General features: G+C 29.8%; 18 protein-coding genes. All 18 read left to right on the top strand.

Annotated features, from left to right (window positions below; translation table 11 throughout):
• Window positions 1–109: 109 nt before the first annotated feature.
• The 18 genes from KIB46_RS10495 to KIB46_RS10410 all read left to right on the top strand — a co-directional run bounded on the left by KIB46_RS10495 (window position 110) and on the right by KIB46_RS10410 (window position 17,707).
• The gene (locus KIB46_RS10495) at window positions 110–1,261 is read left to right on the top strand and encodes a sensor histidine kinase (RefSeq protein WP_156558707.1); all 1,152 of its coding nucleotides are present in this window, start codon (window positions 110–112) and stop codon (window positions 1,259–1,261) included.
• Window position 1,262: 1 nt separating this feature from the next.
• Window positions 1,263–1,904 (top strand): response regulator transcription factor, encoded by a 642-nt coding sequence (locus tag KIB46_RS10490; protein ID WP_156558708.1) that lies wholly within the window; start codon window positions 1,263–1,265, stop codon window positions 1,902–1,904.
• An 85-nt stretch (window positions 1,905–1,989) separates the two neighbouring features.
• Window positions 1,990–2,925 (top strand): ABC transporter ATP-binding protein, encoded by a 936-nt coding sequence (locus KIB46_RS10485; RefSeq protein ID WP_291671776.1) that lies wholly within the window; start codon window positions 1,990–1,992, stop codon window positions 2,923–2,925.
• 12 nt (window positions 2,926–2,937) lie between these two features.
• Entirely contained in the window at window positions 2,938–4,032 is a 1,095-nt protein-coding gene (locus tag KIB46_RS10480) for an ABC transporter permease (protein ID WP_291671773.1), read from the top strand.
• On the top strand, window positions 4,023–5,090 hold the full coding sequence (locus KIB46_RS10475; RefSeq protein WP_291671771.1) for an ABC transporter permease: 1,068 nt from the start codon (window positions 4,023–4,025) through the stop codon (window positions 5,088–5,090). Before KIB46_RS10480 ends, KIB46_RS10475 begins: the two co-directional genes overlap by 10 nt.
• Window positions 5,091–5,238: 148 nt before the next feature.
• Window positions 5,239–6,681, top strand: a complete 1,443-nt coding sequence (locus KIB46_RS10470; protein WP_156558712.1) for a DEAD/DEAH box helicase — start codon at window positions 5,239–5,241, stop codon at window positions 6,679–6,681.
• Between the two features lie 207 nt (window positions 6,682–6,888).
• Window positions 6,889–8,628, top strand: a complete 1,740-nt coding sequence (locus tag KIB46_RS10465) for an ABC transporter ATP-binding protein/permease (RefSeq protein WP_156558713.1) — start codon at window positions 6,889–6,891, stop codon at window positions 8,626–8,628.
• A complete protein-coding gene (gene cydC, locus KIB46_RS10460; protein ID WP_291671768.1) occupies window positions 8,628–10,298 on the top strand; it encodes a thiol reductant ABC exporter subunit CydC in 1,671 nt (556 codons plus the stop codon). Before KIB46_RS10465 ends, cydC begins: the two co-directional genes overlap by 1 nt.
• Before the next feature lie 54 nt (window positions 10,299–10,352).
• Entirely contained in the window at window positions 10,353–10,748 is a 396-nt protein-coding gene (locus KIB46_RS10455; protein WP_156558866.1) for a YbaN family protein, read from the top strand.
• Window positions 10,741–11,034, top strand: a complete 294-nt coding sequence (locus tag KIB46_RS10450; RefSeq protein WP_156558715.1) for a nitrous oxide-stimulated promoter family protein — start codon at window positions 10,741–10,743, stop codon at window positions 11,032–11,034. Before KIB46_RS10455 ends, KIB46_RS10450 begins: the two co-directional genes overlap by 8 nt.
• A gap of 160 nt (window positions 11,035–11,194) precedes the next feature.
• Window positions 11,195–11,959 (top strand): DUF4097 family beta strand repeat-containing protein, encoded by a 765-nt coding sequence (locus KIB46_RS10445; RefSeq protein WP_291671766.1) that lies wholly within the window; start codon window positions 11,195–11,197, stop codon window positions 11,957–11,959.
• 280 nt (window positions 11,960–12,239) lie between these two features.
• Complete coding sequence (locus KIB46_RS10440) at window positions 12,240–13,403, top strand: 4Fe-4S dicluster domain-containing protein (RefSeq protein WP_291671764.1); 1,164 nt, start codon at window positions 12,240–12,242, stop codon at window positions 13,401–13,403.
• 33 nt (window positions 13,404–13,436) lie between these two features.
• Complete coding sequence (locus KIB46_RS10435) at window positions 13,437–14,330, top strand: RnfABCDGE type electron transport complex subunit D (RefSeq protein ID WP_291671762.1); 894 nt, start codon at window positions 13,437–13,439, stop codon at window positions 14,328–14,330.
• Between the two features lie 2 nt (window positions 14,331–14,332).
• Window positions 14,333–14,944 carry an RnfABCDGE type electron transport complex subunit G gene (locus KIB46_RS10430; RefSeq protein WP_156558719.1) on the top strand — a complete coding sequence of 204 codons (612 nt, stop codon included), beginning with the start codon at window positions 14,333–14,335 and terminating at the stop codon, window positions 14,942–14,944.
• 22 nt (window positions 14,945–14,966) lie between these two features.
• Window positions 14,967–15,653 carry an electron transport complex subunit E gene (locus KIB46_RS10425; RefSeq protein WP_027097384.1) on the top strand — a complete coding sequence of 229 codons (687 nt, stop codon included), beginning with the start codon at window positions 14,967–14,969 and terminating at the stop codon, window positions 15,651–15,653.
• Between the two features lie 19 nt (window positions 15,654–15,672).
• Window positions 15,673–16,251, top strand: a complete 579-nt coding sequence (locus tag KIB46_RS10420) for an electron transport complex protein RnfA (protein WP_027097385.1) — start codon at window positions 15,673–15,675, stop codon at window positions 16,249–16,251.
• Between the two features lie 13 nt (window positions 16,252–16,264).
• The gene (locus KIB46_RS10415) at window positions 16,265–17,059 is read left to right on the top strand and encodes an RnfABCDGE type electron transport complex subunit B (protein ID WP_156558720.1); all 795 of its coding nucleotides are present in this window, start codon (window positions 16,265–16,267) and stop codon (window positions 17,057–17,059) included.
• Between the two features lie 96 nt (window positions 17,060–17,155).
• On the top strand, window positions 17,156–17,707 hold the full coding sequence (locus KIB46_RS10410) for an ECF-type riboflavin transporter substrate-binding protein (protein WP_291671760.1): 552 nt from the start codon (window positions 17,156–17,158) through the stop codon (window positions 17,705–17,707).
• Window positions 17,708–17,819: the final 112 nt, after the last annotated feature.

Here is a 17,819-nt window from a genome sequence, read left to right as displayed (position 1 = left end):
GAATTGGCAGTTAAATTACTCGGTGATAATAAAATAATTATTCTCCTACTACTCTATTTTATAAAATATATAGTATTATATAGGTAAAGTATATAATTGGGAGATTTTTATGAATAAGAGTAAAGAGTTATTAGGTGTAAGATATATAGTATTTATATTTTTAATTTATCAGCTGTTTTGTGAGAGTGGAAATAACAGCTTATTTAGTTTGATTTTTATTTTACTAATTATTATAAATAATAATCTTAGAGTATTTTTCATTGAAAACGAAAAAATAAAAATTATATCCATAGCACTAGAGTTTATGCTAATTCCTATTGCTCAATTGAGTTTTGGGGGCTGGATACTTTTTTACTTAATAGGTGCAATAATTGATGTATTTACATTAAAAAATAAATATATTAAAAGGGTTTTTATTATAGTTTCTGTACTAATAGGAATTACAGAAAAATTCAATGAATCTTTTGAAAGTGGTATAGTTAATTTATTTATTTTAGGAGTGTTTATTATACTTTTGAATTATATTGAACGTCTTTATTCAACAAAACTAGAGGCACAAAAGCTTTATGATAAATTAAGAGTTTCAGAAGAGAAGTTAATTGAGGCTAATAATGAATTAGAAGGATATGTACAGTCTATAGAAGAAATAACCTTACTAAAAGAAAGAAATAGAATATCTAGAGAAATACATGATAGTGTTGGACATGCGTTATCTACAGCTATGATACAATTATCTGCTATGGAGGCTATTGGGAAAAAAGAAAAAAGTAGCCTTGGAGAAATGGCAGGAAACTTGAGAGAATTTATAAATGAAAGTTTTCAAGATGTAAAGAAGGCTGTTAAAGAATTAAAACCAGATGAATATGATAACTATCAAGGAGTCTTAAGAATACAAGAAGTTTGTAAAAATTTTAAGAAAATGTCTGGGGTAGATGTTAAGGTTATAGTTTCTAAAGGAGAGTGGAATTTATCTACTAAGCAAGTAGGTAATTTATATAGAATAACACAAGAGGTTTTATCTAATGCATTAAGGCATGGGAAGGCTACTGTGGTAAATATAATTATGAATTTTACTGAAGATGATTTTGTAATATCTTTTAAGGATAATGGCAAAGGAACTGATACAATTCAAGAAAGTGGAGTTGGATTAAAGAGTATAAGAGAAAGAGTTAATGAAATGAATGGATTAGTAGATATTAAATCATCTATAGATAATGGATTCTTTGTAAAAATTACTATTCCTAAGGAAAAGGAGATATAGGATGGAAAAAATAAAACTTTTAATAGTAGATGATGAAAAGTTAATTAGAGATGGACTTAAGATAATGCTTTCTACTTTTGAGGATATTGAAGTTGTAGATACTTGTGAAAATGGATTTAAAGCATTAGAAATATGTAAATCCAAAGAGATTGATATAGTACTTATGGATATAAGAATGAAAGATTGTGATGGAGTAATGGGGACAAGGCTTATTAAGGATCAGTTTAATAAGATTAAGGTTATTATACTTACAACATTTAAAGATAAGGAATATATAGATGAAGCTCTTAAATATGGTGCTTTTGGATACATGCTTAAGGATAGTTCTTATGATGTTATTTATGAAGGAGTAAAGACTGCTTATAAAGGGAATATGGTAGTTCATCCAGATGTGGCATCCCAAATGATATCAAAATCCCCAACAATAAAGAATAAGGATATAGAAAGATATTGCCTTTCTGAAAAGGAAATAAATATTATAGAAGGAATAGCAAGAGGATTAAGCAATAAAGAAATAGCAGAGGAATTATTTTTATCGGAAGGAACAATAAAAAATAATATAACAAATATATTATCTAAACTAGAGTTAAGAGATAGAACTCAAATTGCTATATTCGCATTTAAAAATGGAATAATGACTTAAGTCATTTAGGTAGTGACTTTTATATATGGATAAAACCTCCTAGATTTTCTATTATGGTATTAGGAAATTTAAGGAGGTATTTTTTATGGCAATTATAGAAATTAAAAATGTTACTAAGAGATTTAATGATAAATTAGTTTTAGACAATATAAGTTATGAAGTTAATAAAGGTGAAATTTTTGGGTTCATAGGTCCTAATGGAGCAGGAAAATCCACTTTAATTAATATAATGACAAGCCTTTTAGTACCTGATAGTGGAAGTGTTAAAATTTGTGGCTATGACATAGTAAAAGAAAGCATTAAAGCTAAAGAAAATATAGGATATGTACCTCAAGATATAGCACTGTTAGAAGAATTAAGTGCTTATGACAATTTAGAGTTTTTTGGAGCTTTATATGGGTTAAAAGGAAAGCTTTTAAAGGAAAGAATTAAAGAAGCTTTAGAGGTAACAGGACTTGAAGATAAGAGAAAGCAAAAAGTTAAGAAGTTTTCTGGAGGAATGAAGAGAAGATTAAATATAGCTACAGCTATAATGCATCATCCTAAGGTTTTAATTATGGATGAACCAACTGTTGGGGTAGACCCACAGTCTAGAAATCATATATTTACTTTTACAAAGAAGATATGTAAAGAGTGGGGAACAACTGTTATTTATACCTCTCATTATATGGAGGAAGTTGAGGAACTATGTGAAAGAGTATTTATTATTGATTTAGGAAAAGAAATAGCTTATGGAAATAAGGAAGAGATAAAAAGTTCAGTTTTTCCTAATAACAAGGTAATAATTGATGCTTCAAATATGAATGGCGAGGCATTACTTAAATTAGAAAATATAGAAGGAATATTAAAAGTTATTGATAGTGAAAATTTAATAACATTAACTATAAATAGTGATTTTAAACTTGCAAATGCTCTAAATATCTTAGAAGAAGAAAATGTAGTTATCAAAAAAATAAGTTATGAAGAAGCTAAGTTAGAAGATGTATTCTTAACGTTAACAGGAAAAAATCTAAGAGACTAAGGGGGAATGGCAATGAGAACCATGTATTATGTAAAAACAACCTTGAAGGGAATGTTTGCAAATGGAATAATTACAATTGCTTACTTTGTTTTATTACCTGTAATACTTGCAGGAGTTATGGGATTTATGCAAGGTAGCACCCATGATAATCCTTTGAAACTAAAAAAGGTTACGGTGAGTATTGTGGATGAAGATAAAACAAAGATGTCACAAAGTTTAATAGAGTTTTTAAAAAGTGAGGACATACAGGAGCTAGTTGCTATAAGTAATGAAGATAGTAATTGTGATTTAATTATTAAAGAAGGATATGAAAAAAATCTAATATCATTAAATAAAGGAAATATTGTAATTAAGAAAAATAATAATGAAAGAAACACAGCAATTGAAACATTAAAAGTTATATTAGATAAATATCATAAGGGGATGTATGTTGGACTTAGTGGGGGATCTCAGGAAGAATTAGAAAAATTAAATGATAATAAAGCTGTAGAAAGTACAATAATTGATGTGGAAGAAAACATTTCTTCATATAGAATGATGTCTTCATCAATGATAGGTTTTGTAGTAACAATGCTTATATATGGATTAATAGAAGGAAGTTATTCAAAGCAATCAGTAAATCTGTCTAATAAGATTAGATCAACTCCTACAAGTAGACTAGGTTTATTAATAAGTGATTTAGCTACTAACTTTATATATTGTTTTATAATTATGAGTGTTTATGTATTATTCTTTAGATTTACTAGAGTTAATTTTACAGGAAATATATTTTCTTTAACATTAATTTTAGGAGTAAGTTCTTTATTTATGTCAACTATTAGCATAATGGTTTTAAGTTTATTTGGTCCTAAATATGGAAAAATTGTAGGGGTAATAATGTTTTTAATTCCAGTAGCAAGTATGGAAATGTTCTCTGGCGTAGAAAGCATATTATCATCATTTTCTGTTACACATTTAATTATAAAAGTAGTTAATTGGTTTACTCTATATGGAACATTAAAAGGAGTATATAGTTCTATATTAATTCTATTTGGATTATCAGTAATTTTCTTTATAATATCAATGATAAAAGAAATCATGGTTAAGGAGGTAAGAAGATGCGTTTAATAAGAGTTATTTTTATTAATATGAAACGACATATAAAAAACCCTTTAATGTGGGCTATTTCTTTTTTACTTCCTATGATTGTATTAGTTGGTATGGCTAAGGCTCCAGATGATATGAGTGGTGGCCATATTGGAGTAATATGCAACGATAATTCTGCATACTCTCAAGAATTAGTAAATGAGCTAGAGAGTAAATATACAATTAAAGAATATGAAGGAACTCCAGAGGATAATTATAGTGAATTAAGAAAAAATAATGTGGGAGCTATATATGTTATAGAAAATGGTTTTGGAGAGACTTTAGAGTCTGGTAGAATACCAGAAGTAAAAGTATATAAAACAGAAGAGGGAATTGGTTCTGTAATTGGAGATGAAATTATAGAAAATTATATAAATAACAAGCTTGAAGAAGAAGTTAAAGAGGGATTAAGCACTAATTATATAGAAACAATTATAGAAGATAATGTGGTGGAAGATGACTCTCAATTTATTATGACTTTAATGATGATATGCTACTTTATGATGATTGGTGGGTCGGTAATAACGGAAGATATAATAAAATTAAGAAATCAGAAAGTATTAAAAAGAACTATATCTACAGCTAATAAGGATTATGAAATTCTAGGAGGAATATTCTTATCAATATTCTTTTTACAGGCTATTTTAAGTACAATTACATTTCTTATTACTTCTAAAATAGTAGGGCTACATTCATATAATATTCTATCAACAATTTTAGTAATTGTATTATGTAGTTTAATATCTACTACCATTGTAGTATGTGTAACAAGATGGCTTAAGAATCCAATCATTACAAGTTTAGCTACAGTAATATTTGGGCTACTTTGTTTTGGAATTTCTATGGTTAGCATGAATTTAGATAGTTTTGAAAATGTACCTAAGATTATTGAAAAGTTAAGTATTATATCTCCATTTACTTGGATGATAAAAATAGTACAAAACAATCAATATATAGTACCTTCTATAGTGATTATATTTATGTCTTTAGTATTCTTTACAGCAGGAAGTTTTAGATTAAGGGATTATGCTAAGGAGTAACTATTAAGTGTAGTAATATAATTATTAGAAATGTATAACAATATCTATTAAGTTCTAGGAAGAAGCTATTTATATAGCTTTTTTCTTTTTGTAGAAAAAATATATATTATAGGTTAGACTAATACTATAAAATCAAAGGAGAAAGAACATGATTAATAAGTTTGAAAAATTTAAATTAAGTAAAGAAATAATGAAGTCATTAGATGTTTTAGAATATAAAGAACCTACAGGAGTTCAAGAAAAGGTAATACCAGAAGTGTTGTTTAATAAAGATTTAATTGTAAAGTCTCAAACTGGTACTGGAAAAACAGGAGCCTTTGTAATTCCTTTATGTGAAAAAGTAAAATGGGAGGAAAATGATCCACAAGTACTAATACTTTCACCTACAAGAGAATTAGCTATACAAATAGGTGAAGATGTTAAAAACATAGGCAGATATAAGAGAATAAAGGGAGTAAGTGTCTATGGGAAATCTCCTTTTAAAGATCAAGCACAAGAGTTAAAAGGAAAAACTCATATTGTAATAGGTACCCCAGGAAGAGTTTTAGATCATATTGACAGAGGAACATTTAATACTTCTAATATAAAATATTTAGTTATTGATGAAGCAGATGAGATGCTTAATATGGGATTTATTAGACAAGTAGAAGGTGTTATTAGAAGAATTCCTAAAAAAAGAGTAACGATGCTTTTTTCTGCAACAATACCAGAAGAGATACAGGAACTATGCTCAAAGCACTTAAATAGGCCAGTTAATATTGAAGTTGAAAGTAATGGGTTGGTAGTTGATAGAATTGAAAATATTTTGTTTAGAGTAAAGGGAGAAGAAAAATTAAAATACTTAAGAATGCTACTTGCAAAGGAGAAACCAGAAACAGCAGTTATATTCTGTAGGACTAAAGAAAATGTAGATGTAGAATATGATTATCTAAATAGTTTAGGGTATTCTGTTGATAAGATTCATGGTGGAATGCTACAGAAGGATAGAATATCTACTATGGAAAGATTCAAAAAAGGTGATTTTAGAATATTAGTTGCTACAGATATTGCATCAAGGGGAATTGATGTAGAGGGGATAACCCATGTAATAAATATTGATGTTCCTTTAGAGAAAGAATCTTATGTACATAGAATAGGAAGAACAGCAAGAGCTGGTAAAAGTGGTAAGGCCATAACATTTGTAACTCCATATGAAGATAGATTCTTAAATGATATTGAAGAGTATATAGGATTTAAGATTTCACAAAAGAATTTAAGGGAAATAGCTTTAGATGAGAGACTTTTAGAATCTGAAGAAAGTGTACTAAAAAAGAAGGCTAAGAAGAAGGGGAGTAAGGGTAAAAATATTAATAAGGAAATAACTAAACTATATTTTAATGGTGGTAAGAAGAAAAAGATTAGAGCTGTAGATTTTGTAGGGACAATATCTAATATAGATGGGGTAAGCGCAGAAGATATAGGAATAATTGAAATTGGAGATATGGGATCTTATGTAGAAATACTCAATGGAAAAGGTAAAATAGTTTTAGATAAGCTTAAGGATAGTACTATTAAAGGGAAAAAGCTTAAGGTGGAAATAGCGAAGAAATAAAGAAAGATAAGAAAGAAGAAGAAATTGCAGTGTAGTTTCTTCTTCTTTCTTTATTTAGGTATAGGAGAATATAAAGGAACAATAAAAGCAAAATTTATTACACTTTTTTAACTAATTAAAGAAAAGGTATTGAAAATGATTATCAACCGTGATATAGTTACTTTGGTAATGAAAGCTATTATCAATTAAACTACGAGGTGAATGCTTATGATGATAAATAAAAGGCTTATAAATTATTGTGAAGAGTCAAAAAAATATATAGTACTAACTGTACTGGCAAATTGGATTTCTCTTTTATGTAATATAGGAATTATATTAATTGTTGGAGATTTTATAGGAAAACTTTTTACTGGGGATAGCTTAGGTAATAATACTTTGAGATTAATTATCTTAGGTATGCTAATTTTAATAAGAATATTTGCTAACTTATCTTACGGTCATTTTTCCCATAAAGCTTCTGAAGGAGTAAAGGTAAAGCTTAGAGATGGGATTTTTGGAAAGTTAACAAGAATTGGTCTTAATTATAATAAAGTAACATCAACTAGTTCAGTAGTGCAAGTTGCTGTTGAAGGTGTAGAGCAACTAGAAGTATATTTTGGTAGATATTTACCTCAATTCTTCTATGCATTACTAGCGCCAATAACATTATTTATACTATTTTCATTTATATCATTAAAGGCAGCTATAGTTTTCTTAGTATGTGTTCCTTTAATACCTGTTTCAATTATTGCAATAATGAAAATAGCTAAAAGAATACTTAAGGATTACTGGAATAACTATGCTAACTTAGGAGATACTTTTTTAGAAAATCTTCAAGGTCTTACAACTTTAAAGGTATTTAATATTGATGAAGAAAGACATAAGAAGATGAATGATGAAGCTGAAAATTTTAGAAGAATAACTATGAAGGTTTTAAGTATGCAGCTTAATTCTATAAATGTTATGGATTTAGTTGCTTTTGGTGGTGCAGCATTAGGAAGCATTATAACTTTAAATGCGTTTTATAATGGACAAGTTACTTTAGCTGGAACAATAATTATAATACTTTTATCTTCAGAATTCTTTATACCATTAAGACTTTTAGGATCATTTTTCCACATAGCAATGAATGGTATGGCAGCTTGTGACAGAATTTTTAAATTATTAGATTCTGATGAATTAGAAGAAAGAAAAGAAGATTTTACTAAAGAATTAAGCCATAAAGCTGATATAGAAGTAGACAATATAACATTTAGCTATGATGGTGAAAGAAATGTAATAAATAATGTTTCAATGAAGTTTGAAAAAGATAAGTTTACAGCTATTGTAGGAGAAAGTGGAAGTGGTAAGAGTACCATTGCATCACTACTTTTAAATACATTTAAAGTAAATGAAGGAAAGATAAAAGTTAATGGCATTGATATAAATAGAATTCCATTAAAAGATCTATATGAAAAGATGGTTATTATATCTACAAATAGTTTCATATTTAATGGAAGTATTAAAGATAATCTATTAATAGGGAAAAAGAATGCTACAGTTGAAGAAATTAATAGAGCATTAGAAGTAGCTAACTTAAAAGAATTTGTATATTCATTAGATGATGGATTAGATACTCAAGTAGGAGAGGGTGGTTCTCTTTTATCTGGAGGACAAAAGCAAAGATTAGCATTTGCTCGTGCAATACTGTCTGATAGAGAAATACTTATTTTAGATGAAGCAACTTCAAATATTGATGTTGAAAGTGAAGAAATGATTTGGAACTCAGTAGAGAAACTAAGAAATAATAAGACATTAATAGTTATATCTCATAGATTAGCTAATGTTAAGAATGCAGATAAGATTTATCTTTTAGATAAGGGTAACTTAGTTGAAGAAGGAAATCATGAAGAACTTATGAATAAAAAGAATAAATACTTTAATCTTGTATCAATTCAAGAAGAACTAGAAGGAAAGGGTGTGATGTAATGGAAAGAAGATCAGGATTTAAAATAATGAGTAGGCTTATTCTTGAATTAAAGCCATTACTACCTTTTATGTTTATAACTATAACTTTTGGTGTACTTGGATTTTTGGCAGCTATAGGAATTACATCATTTGGTGCAGTTGCTATAGGAGAAATGGTGGGAAGTACTCTAGGAGTAGCAATGAAAACTGCTATTTGGATAATGATTATATTTGCAATTTTAAGAGGGCCACTTAGATATATAGAGCAACTTTCAGGGCACTACATTGCATTTAAAATATTAGTTATCTTAAGAGATAAGGTTTTTACTAAGCTAAGAAAGCTTGCACCAGCAAAACTTGAAAGAATGGGTAAAGGAAATTTAGTATCCTTAATTACAGCAGATATTGAACTTTTAGAAGTTTTTTATGCTCACACTATTGCTCCAATATCAATTGCAATAATAACTAATATAATAATTACAATAATACTTTGTTCAATTAATTTAACACTAGGAATTCTAGGAGGAATATTCTTCTTTATAGTAGGTTTTTGTATACCATATTTTACTTCAAAGTATGGAAAGAAAGCTGGAGAAGAATACAGAAAAACTTTCGGAGAAGCTAATTCATATCTTTTAGATTCTTTAAGAGGATTAAAGGAAGTACTTATATATAAGGTTTCAGAAGAAAGAGGGGAAGAAATAAGTAAAAGTTCTAAACTTCTAAATACCAAACAAAAGAAAATTAAGTATCATGAAGGCCTTATTAGAGCATTATCAGATACAACAATAATGATAGCAATTTTAACCTTTGTATTTGTAGGGGGAGATTTTGTTCAAAATGGAACGCTTCCAATGGATCAATATATACTTTGCGTGTTTATACTAGCATCATCCTTTGGACCAGTTGTTGCTTTAAGTAACCTTTCAAATAACCTTTTACAAACATTTGCTTCAGCAGATAGGCTATTTAATCTGTTAGATGAGGAAGCTGCAGTTCAAGATGTTGATGGAAAAGAAGAAGTTAGTAATGTAGATATTTCTTATAAGAATGTTAACTTTGGGTATGAAGGAAGAGAAGAAATACTAAAAGATATTAACTTAAATATAAAAAAGGGAGATAAGGTAGCTATAATTGGTGAAAGTGGAAGTGGTAAGAGTACACTAGTTAAGCTTCTTATGAGATTCTTCTATGTAAATAAAGGAGAAATATCTTTAGGAGATAAGAACCTAAAGGATATTACAACATATGGACTTAGAAAAGTAGAGGCACTAATGAGTCAGGAAACATATCTTTTCAATGAAACAATTGAGGAGAATATAAAGGTAGCTAAGTTAGATGCAACAAGAGAGGAAGTAGTAGAAGCAGCTAAGAAAGCTTCAATACATGAATTTATAGAAACTCTACCTAATGGATATGAAACTAAGGTTGGAGAGTTAGGTGGTAATTTATCATCTGGTGAAAAGCAAAGAATTGGACTAGCTAGAGCTTTCTTAAGAGATAGTGAAATAATGATTCTTGATGAACCAACAAGTAACTTAGATACGTTAAATGAAGGTGCTATATTAAAGGCAATTAAGGAAAACTGTAAGGATAAAACAATAATATTAATTACACATAGAAATTCAACAACTTCTATATGTAATAGAACCTTAAAGTTAGAAAATAAAAAGTTAACTGAAGTAATTTAATAAGGAGGATCCTTGAAGCCTAGTGGGGAGTCTAGGCTTCAAGGAAAAATAGATATGAATAAGATAAAGAAATCGCTTTATATAATTGTTGGATTAATATCTTTTGGATTAGGGGCAATTGGAGTGATATTGCCAGTATTACCTACAACACCATTTTTATTATTAGCATCATTTTGTTTTGTTAGAGGTTCTGACAAATTTGATAGGTGGTTTAAAGAAACAAAAATATATAAAAAACACTTAGAGAACTTTGTGAATAATAGGGCTATGACTTTAAAACAAAAGGTATGTATATTACTATTTGCAGATACTATGATTCTTACAGCTATGTATTTTGTAAATAATCTTCATGCAAGAATTGCAATGGCAGTAGTTATATTGTTTAAGTTATATTACTTTACATTTAAAATTAAGACTATTAAAGTTGTAGGAGAGAATGTAAATGAGTAGAGTAGAAAAGGAAAAAGAAATTGTAGAATTAATGATTAGGCTTTACTGTGAAAAAAATCATAAGTGTAAGGATGAACTTTGTGATGATTGTAAGGAACTTTTAGAATATGCTCATAAAAGATTGAGTTTTTGCAAGTTTGGAGATAAAAAATCATCTTGTAGTAAATGTCCAATTCATTGCTATAAGAAAGATATGAAGGAAAAAATAAAAAAGGTAATGAGATTTTCAGGACCAAGACTTTTAATATATAGACCATTTGAGTATATTAGACATATATTCAAGTGATTTTTTTAGAAGAATAACTGATAATGAAAATCAAGTACAGGTGATAGAGAAACTATACGGAAATTTTGTATAGTTTTTTTGCTATTATAATAAAAATAAGATTTTTTTAAGAAAGTAAAAGTAGTGTATTGGGATATAATGTATACTGAGGGGTGAAGTTATGAAAAAAATAAGTTTTTATTTAGCATCAGTAATGTTAGGTGTATTCTTTATAGGGTGCAATAACTCTAATGCTAAAGATGTGAACTCTACTGTAACAAAAATTGATAAAATAGAATCTATTTCTGGAGTTGAAGAAATATGGATTGAAAGTGGAGCATCAGAAATTAATTTATACGCATATGATGGAAGCGAAGTAAAGATAAAAGGTGAACTTGGAGATTATAGCAAAGGCCTTGAAATTAACAAAAGAGGCAATACACTATATATAAAAGAAGAAAGTAAGAAAGATATAGGTGACAATATTGAACATACAAAGTTAGATATAATGATACCAAAAACTTTTAAAGGGGATTTAGATTTTAATCAAGGGGCAGGAAAAGCTGATATTAATAACCTAGACTTAAAAGATATTAATATAGATGGTGGAGCTGGAAAACTAACATTATCTAACATATGTTTTAATAGTTTAGATTTAGATAGTGGAGTAGGGCAAGTTAATGTAGAAACAGGAGATAGAAGTGGTGATATTCATATAAACGGAGGCGTTGGAGAGGTAAATGTGAACATTAAGAAGGTTGGTGGAGATTTAATATATGATGGCGGGGTTGGTAGTTGTAATATTAAGATACCAAAGAATTCACCAATAAGTATTAAATTAGAATCAGGATTAGGGTCAATAGAAAATGAAGCGGTTATTTCTGGTAATAGTGACTATATTTTTGATATAAGTGTTGGGGTAGGAAGTATTAGAATATACAATTAATATAGTTAATTATATAACAAAGATTCAGTGGGAAATATTACTGTATAATAGATTTGAAATATAAGAGTTTAAGATAAGGTACCTTAGAACTATGTTCTAAGGTGCTTTTTTGATTTTTCTAAAAATAGTTTAAAAAAATGTGTGTTAAATACAAAACAATGAGTTGTTAAGTATCATATAAGATGATAAAATGACAAATGGACTACTATAAAGCGGAATCAAGTCGAAAATTTAAATGTAAAGCTTTGTTTCAAGTTAATCATAAAATAGGAGGACTTATATGAGTTTATTTAATTTAATTAAACAGACTAAAATATCAAAGGAAGAGTCCCTTTATCCAACTAAACAATGTGTATTCTATTTAGAAGGAAAGGGAGTTAATACTACAGCCCTAGTTAAAAAGGGAGATGAAGTAGTTGTAGGTAGTGTAATTGGTAAAGAAAAAGAAGATTTATCAATACCTGTTTTAAGCTCAGTTAATGGAAGTGTTATAGAAATAAGAGATACTTATAATACTGAAGGGAAAAAGGCAAAAGCAGTAGTTGTTGAAGTGACAGAAAATACTAAACTTGAAGAAAAGGAAGTTAATATTAATTCGCTATCAAAAGAGGAAATATTAAATAAGATTCAAGAGTTTGGGTTGTTAGATGAAACTGGAGTACCTTTATCATTAAAGTACAGAGCTTTTAGTGGAAATAAGCTATTAGTTAAGGGATTTAGTTATGAATCAAATATAGCTTATTATGATTTTTTAAATGTTAAGGAAAAGGAAATAAACAAAGCTTTAGAAGTTTTAAACAAGCTATTTGTATCTTTAGACATAAAAAAGGCTGATAGCAAGAGTGTGTCAAAGAAGACAATTGAGTTAAAGAGAGAAGAACTTATTTCTAAATTCTTTGGTAAAGATGCAAAAAATGAAGATGTTATAGTTGAAGATATTTTAACATTGGTATATCTTGGAGAATGTTTCTTAAGTGGACAACCTCATTTAGATGAGTATGTTGTTGTTTCAGGTTCTGCTGTTAAAGAAAATGTTTTACTTAAGGTTAAGTTAGGTACTACTTTAGATGAAGTTTTAGAAACATTAGGTGGAAATAAAGAAGAATTAGGTAAGGTAGTTGTAGGTGGAGCATTAAGAGGTTTACCTCAATTTAGTGAGGATTCAGCAATATCTTACAATGCTAAAGCTATACTTTTCTTAAACGCAAAAGATGCTACAAAGGCAAGTGAATCACCATGTATAAGATGTGCAAAATGTTTAAGAGCTTGTCCTGAAGGGCTAAATCCAATAAAGCTTATGGAGCTTTGGGAAAGAGGAGAAAAAGAAGAGTTCTTAAAGTTTGGAGGAAATAAGTGCATAGAGTGTGGTTTATGTAGTTATGTATGTCCGTCTAAGATAGAGGTAGCGAACAAGATTGTTACTGCAAAGGCTTTTATAAAGTAAAAGTTTGGATTTCCTAAAGAAAAAAGATAAGGAGTGAACATTTTGGAGAGAAAAATTAATATTTCACCTGCTCCGCATATAAGAAGTAACAATTCTATCAACAAGATAATGATTGATATGATTATTGCATTACTTCCAGCAGCAGGTGCAGGGATATATTTTTATGGAAAAGATGCAGTTAAAATATTAGTTGCATCGACTTTATCAGCACTAGTTATAGAAATGTTATGGAACAAGTTTGTTAAGAAGACTAGTTTTTTAACAGATTTAAGTCCAATAGTTACAGGATTAATGATGGGGCTTATATTACCAACACATGTTCCATTATGGATACCAGTTATAGCTTCAATTTTTGCTATTATTGTAGTTAAACAATTCTTTGGTGGACTTGGTCAAAACTTTATGCATCCAGTAGCAGCTGCTAAGGCTTTCTTAATAGCTTCATGGGCAGGAGTAATGGCAAAACCTGTAGTAGACTCAGTTGCAGCAGCATCAGGTGTTGTTGAAGAAACTGTTACTTTAATGGATCAAATAATTGGTCAAGCTTCAGGAAGCATTGGAGAAACTTCTATTTTAGCTATAGCTGTAGGAGCTTTATACCTTGCTTTAAGAGGAAGAATAAGCTTAAGAGCTCCACTTGCTTTCTTAGTTTCAGGTTATGCTATGAACCTTTACTTAGGTAAGGAAGGATTACTTTCAGGGGCATTCTTCTTTGCAGCAATATTTATGGCAAGTGATTATGCAACTTCACCAATGACTAGAGTTGGTCAATACATATTTGGTATAGGTCTTGGTGTTACAGCATCAGTTATATCTGTACTTGGATATAACCCAGAAGGACCATACTATGCAATTATTATAATGAACTTAGTAGTTCCAATGATTGAATATTTCACTACTAAGAAGTTTAAGAAGGAGGTGGCTTAATAATGAAAGAAAACTTAAAATTAGGTGGTATTTTATTAACTATTACAGTAATAGCTGGTTTGCTTTTAGGTTTTGCTAACTCATTAACTGCTGAAGCCATCCTAGAAAATTCAAAGGTTAGTAAAGAAGATTTAAAGGTTATATTACCTGCTGCTTCATCAATTGCTGATACTGAAGGAATAGAAACAAATGAAACTATTAATGAAGTATATGATGCATTAGATGGAAGTGGGAATAAAGTAGGTAATGTATTTAAGGTTACAACAAAAGGATTCCATGGACCTGTAGAATTAGTTATTGCTATTTCAAGTGAAGATAAGGTTACTGGTATGAAGGTTTTAGCTCACTCTGAAACGCCAGGTCTTGGAGCTAAAATTACAGAACCTGCTTTTATGGAAAGAGTAAAGGACTTACCAATTGCTGAAGATATAGAAATTGTTAAAGTAACTCCATCAAAGGATAATCAAGTTGAAGGTGTATCAGGAGCTTCTGTATCTTCAAAAGCAGTAGCTACTGCAGTAAATGACGCAATAAGATTCTATAAAGAAAACATTAAGGGAGAAGAGGTAGCACCTAAGGAAGAAGTAGACTCTACTACAAGTGCAACTCAGTAACCTAAAGATAAGGAGGATAAAAATGAACAAGTTAATTGAAAGACTAAAAAACGGTATAATTACTGAAAATCCAATTTTTGTTCAAGTATTAGCTATGTGTCCAACCTTAGCGGTTACAACAAGTGCAGAAAATGCCTTAGGTATGGGACTAGCTTCTACAGTAGTTTTAATATTTTCTAATATGATGATTTCTGCAATAAGAAAGTTTGTACCAGATAAGATAAGAATTCCTGCGTACATAGTAGTTATTGCTTCATTCGTTACAATAGTTGATATGTTAATGCATGGATATGTTCCAGCATTATATAAGTCACTAGGTATATTTATTCCACTTATAGTTGTTAACTGTGTAATCTTAGGAAGAGCTGAAGCTTATGCTTCAAAGAACCCAGTAATACCATCAATCTTTGATGCTATAGGTATGGGACTTGGATTTACAGTAGCTCTTTTCTTAATAGGTGCATTCAGAGAAGTAATAGGTGCAGGTCAAATTTTAGGTATGCAAGTAATGCCAGCAAGTTATAAGCCAGCATCAATTATGATTCTTGCTCCAGGTGCTTTCTTCACATTAGGTGGACTAGTTACTTTCTTAAATTATAGAAAGATCAAGAAAGCTAAGAAAAATAACGAGCAAGTTATTGAAATGCAAGCAGGTGGATGCGGAAGCTGTTCTGGATGTGGAAACGGTGGATGTTCTACAAGAAAATAAGTAAAGGTGGAGAAGATAGATGAGTTTATTTTTAATTTTTATTAGTGCTATGCTAGTAAACAACTTCGTACTATCAAAGTTCCTTGGTATTTGTTCATTCTTAGGAGTTTCTAAGAAGAAGGATGCTGCCTTTGGTATGGGGATGGCTGTTACACTAGTTATGGTAGTGGCATCAGTTATGTCATGGTTAGTTTACAATAAAATTTTAGATCCATTAGGATTAAATTATTTATCAACTATAGCTAACGTACTAGTTATAGCTGCGTTAGTTCAATTTATAGAAATGGCAATGAAGAAGATGATGCCAAGCTTACATAAGGCTCTTGGTGTTTACCTTCCTCTTATTACAACAAACTGTGCAGTTTTAGGTATGGCTTCTTTAAATATTCAAGAAAGCTATAACTTATTACAAGCTTTAGTAAATGGTATTGGAGCTGCTGCAGGATACACTCTTGCAATAGTTTTATTATCATTCATTAGAGAAAGAATTGATAACAACAAGAATATACCAGAAGTTTTAAGAGGTCTTCCAATAACTCTATTTACAGCAGGGTTAATGGCTATAGCATTCTTAGGCTTCCAAGGATTAATTCACTAGGAGGTATTTATAGATGGGGATATTATATGCAGCACTTAGCTTAGGTGCCTTAGGATTAGTTTTTGGTATATTACTAGGATTTGCTTCAAAGAAGTTTGAAGTTAAAGTTGATCCAAAGATTCCAAAGCTTAGAGAATGTCTTCCAAGTGCAAACTGTGGCGGATGTGGGTATGCTGGATGTGACGCTTATGCAGAAGCAGTTGCATCTGGTGATGCAAAACCTAACCTTTGTTCTGTTGGTGGTGCACCAGTTGCAGAAGCATTAGGTGAAGTTTTAGGGGTTTCAGTTGAAACTGGAGCTAAAATGACAGCATTTGTTAAGTGTGCTGGTAACTGTGAAAAAGCTAAACAAAATTATGAATATGAAGGTGTAACTAACTGTCTAGAAGCTTCTCTTTTAGTAGGTGGTGGTGCTAAAAAGTGTTCATATGGATGTTTAGGACTTGCAAGTTGTGTTAATGTATGTGAATTTGGTGCTTTACATATAGTAGATGGTATTGCAAAGGTTGATAAAGAAAAGTGTACAATGTGTGGAGCATGTATAGATATTTGTCCGATGGGATTAATTGAAGCTGTTCCATATGATAAGAAGGTAAGAGTTGCTTGTAACTCACAAGATGCTGGTAAGGATGTAAGGAATGCTTGTTCAGCTGGATGTATTGGATGTAAAATTTGTGAAAAGAATTGTCCAAAGGGTGCAGTTAAAGTTGATGGATTCTTAGCTAAGGTTGATTATGAAAACTGTGTTAACTGTAAGATTTGTACAACTAAATGTCCAACTAAGGCAATTTCATTCTTAGAAAATTAATTAAAAAGCTGACATAAGTCAGCTTTTTATCTTTGTGTATATAAATATAGAATATTATGAAAAATATATATAAATTAAAACTAAGGGAGAGTTTATATGAATAGGAGATCAGGAATACAAACAATTGTAGCTATAGGTATAGGTGCTGCTGTGTTTATGATACTTGGAAGGTTTGGAGCAATTCCAACAGGTATACCAAATACAAGTATTGAAACAGCATATGCCTTTCTAGCATTAATGGCAGTTTTATATGGACCTGTTGCAGGTTTTTCAATTGGATTTATAGGGCATACATTAAAGGATTTAACTACATATGGATCACCATGGTTTAGCTGGATTTTAGCTTCAGCAGTAGTTGGATTAGTAATTGGATTTGCATACAAAAGATTAAGTATTAATGAGGGTGAATTTAATAAGAAGGATATTGTTAGATTCAATATTTATCAAATAATAGGAAATGCTATAGCTTGGCTTTTAGTAGCTCCAGGGTTAGATGTTCTTGCTTATGCAGAACCAGCTAATAAAGTATTTGTTCAAGGAGCAGTTGCTTTTGTTTCAAATGGACTTACTGTTGGAATAGTAGGATCATTATTAATTTATGCTTACTCAAAGACAAGAACTAAAAAGGGAAGCCTAGACAGGGAATAATAAAGTTAATTGGGGGGCTGTATCAGATTAAGGTTTTTTACCTTAGGCTGATACAGCCTTATTTTTATAATTTTAAATTTTATTCATAACTTTATATGTATTTATTTCCAAA

Source organism: Clostridium sp. (genome assembly GCF_018372875.1).
Classification (GTDB): Bacteria; Bacillota; Clostridia; order Clostridiales; family Clostridiaceae; genus Clostridium.
Note: the sequence above shows the minus strand (reverse complement) of the source record. Positions and strands in the feature narration are given on the sequence as shown.

Excerpts from the sequence above, each read along its gene's own strand:
- KIB46_RS10480 (WP_291671773.1), top strand. The coding sequence starts at position 2,938 with ATGAGAACCATGTATTATGTAAAAACAACCTTGAAGGGAATGTTTGCA.
- KIB46_RS10450 (WP_156558715.1), top strand. The coding sequence starts at position 10,741 with ATGAGTAGAGTAGAAAAGGAAAAAGAAATTGTAGAATTAATGATTAGG.
- KIB46_RS10475 (WP_291671771.1), top strand. The coding sequence starts at position 4,023 with ATGCGTTTAATAAGAGTTATTTTTATTAATATGAAACGACATATAAAA.
- KIB46_RS10465 (WP_156558713.1), top strand. The coding sequence starts at position 6,889 with ATGATGATAAATAAAAGGCTTATAAATTATTGTGAAGAGTCAAAAAAA.
- KIB46_RS10410 (WP_291671760.1), top strand. The coding sequence starts at position 17,156 with ATGAATAGGAGATCAGGAATACAAACAATTGTAGCTATAGGTATAGGT.
- cydC (WP_291671768.1), top strand. The coding sequence starts at position 8,628 with ATGGAAAGAAGATCAGGATTTAAAATAATGAGTAGGCTTATTCTTGAA.
- KIB46_RS10470 (WP_156558712.1), top strand. The coding sequence starts at position 5,239 with ATGATTAATAAGTTTGAAAAATTTAAATTAAGTAAAGAAATAATGAAG.
- KIB46_RS10490 (WP_156558708.1), top strand. The coding sequence starts at position 1,263 with ATGGAAAAAATAAAACTTTTAATAGTAGATGATGAAAAGTTAATTAGA.
- KIB46_RS10430 (WP_156558719.1), top strand. The coding sequence starts at position 14,333 with ATGAAAGAAAACTTAAAATTAGGTGGTATTTTATTAACTATTACAGTA.
- KIB46_RS10415 (WP_156558720.1), top strand. The coding sequence starts at position 16,265 with ATGGGGATATTATATGCAGCACTTAGCTTAGGTGCCTTAGGATTAGTT.
- KIB46_RS10485 (WP_291671776.1), top strand. The coding sequence starts at position 1,990 with ATGGCAATTATAGAAATTAAAAATGTTACTAAGAGATTTAATGATAAA.
- KIB46_RS10445 (WP_291671766.1), top strand. The coding sequence starts at position 11,195 with ATGAAAAAAATAAGTTTTTATTTAGCATCAGTAATGTTAGGTGTATTC.
- KIB46_RS10420 (WP_027097385.1), top strand. The coding sequence starts at position 15,673 with ATGAGTTTATTTTTAATTTTTATTAGTGCTATGCTAGTAAACAACTTC.
- KIB46_RS10425 (WP_027097384.1), top strand. The coding sequence starts at position 14,967 with ATGAACAAGTTAATTGAAAGACTAAAAAACGGTATAATTACTGAAAAT.
- KIB46_RS10495 (WP_156558707.1), top strand. The coding sequence starts at position 110 with ATGAATAAGAGTAAAGAGTTATTAGGTGTAAGATATATAGTATTTATA.
- KIB46_RS10440 (WP_291671764.1), top strand. The coding sequence starts at position 12,240 with ATGAGTTTATTTAATTTAATTAAACAGACTAAAATATCAAAGGAAGAG.
- KIB46_RS10455 (WP_156558866.1), top strand. The coding sequence starts at position 10,353 with ATGAATAAGATAAAGAAATCGCTTTATATAATTGTTGGATTAATATCT.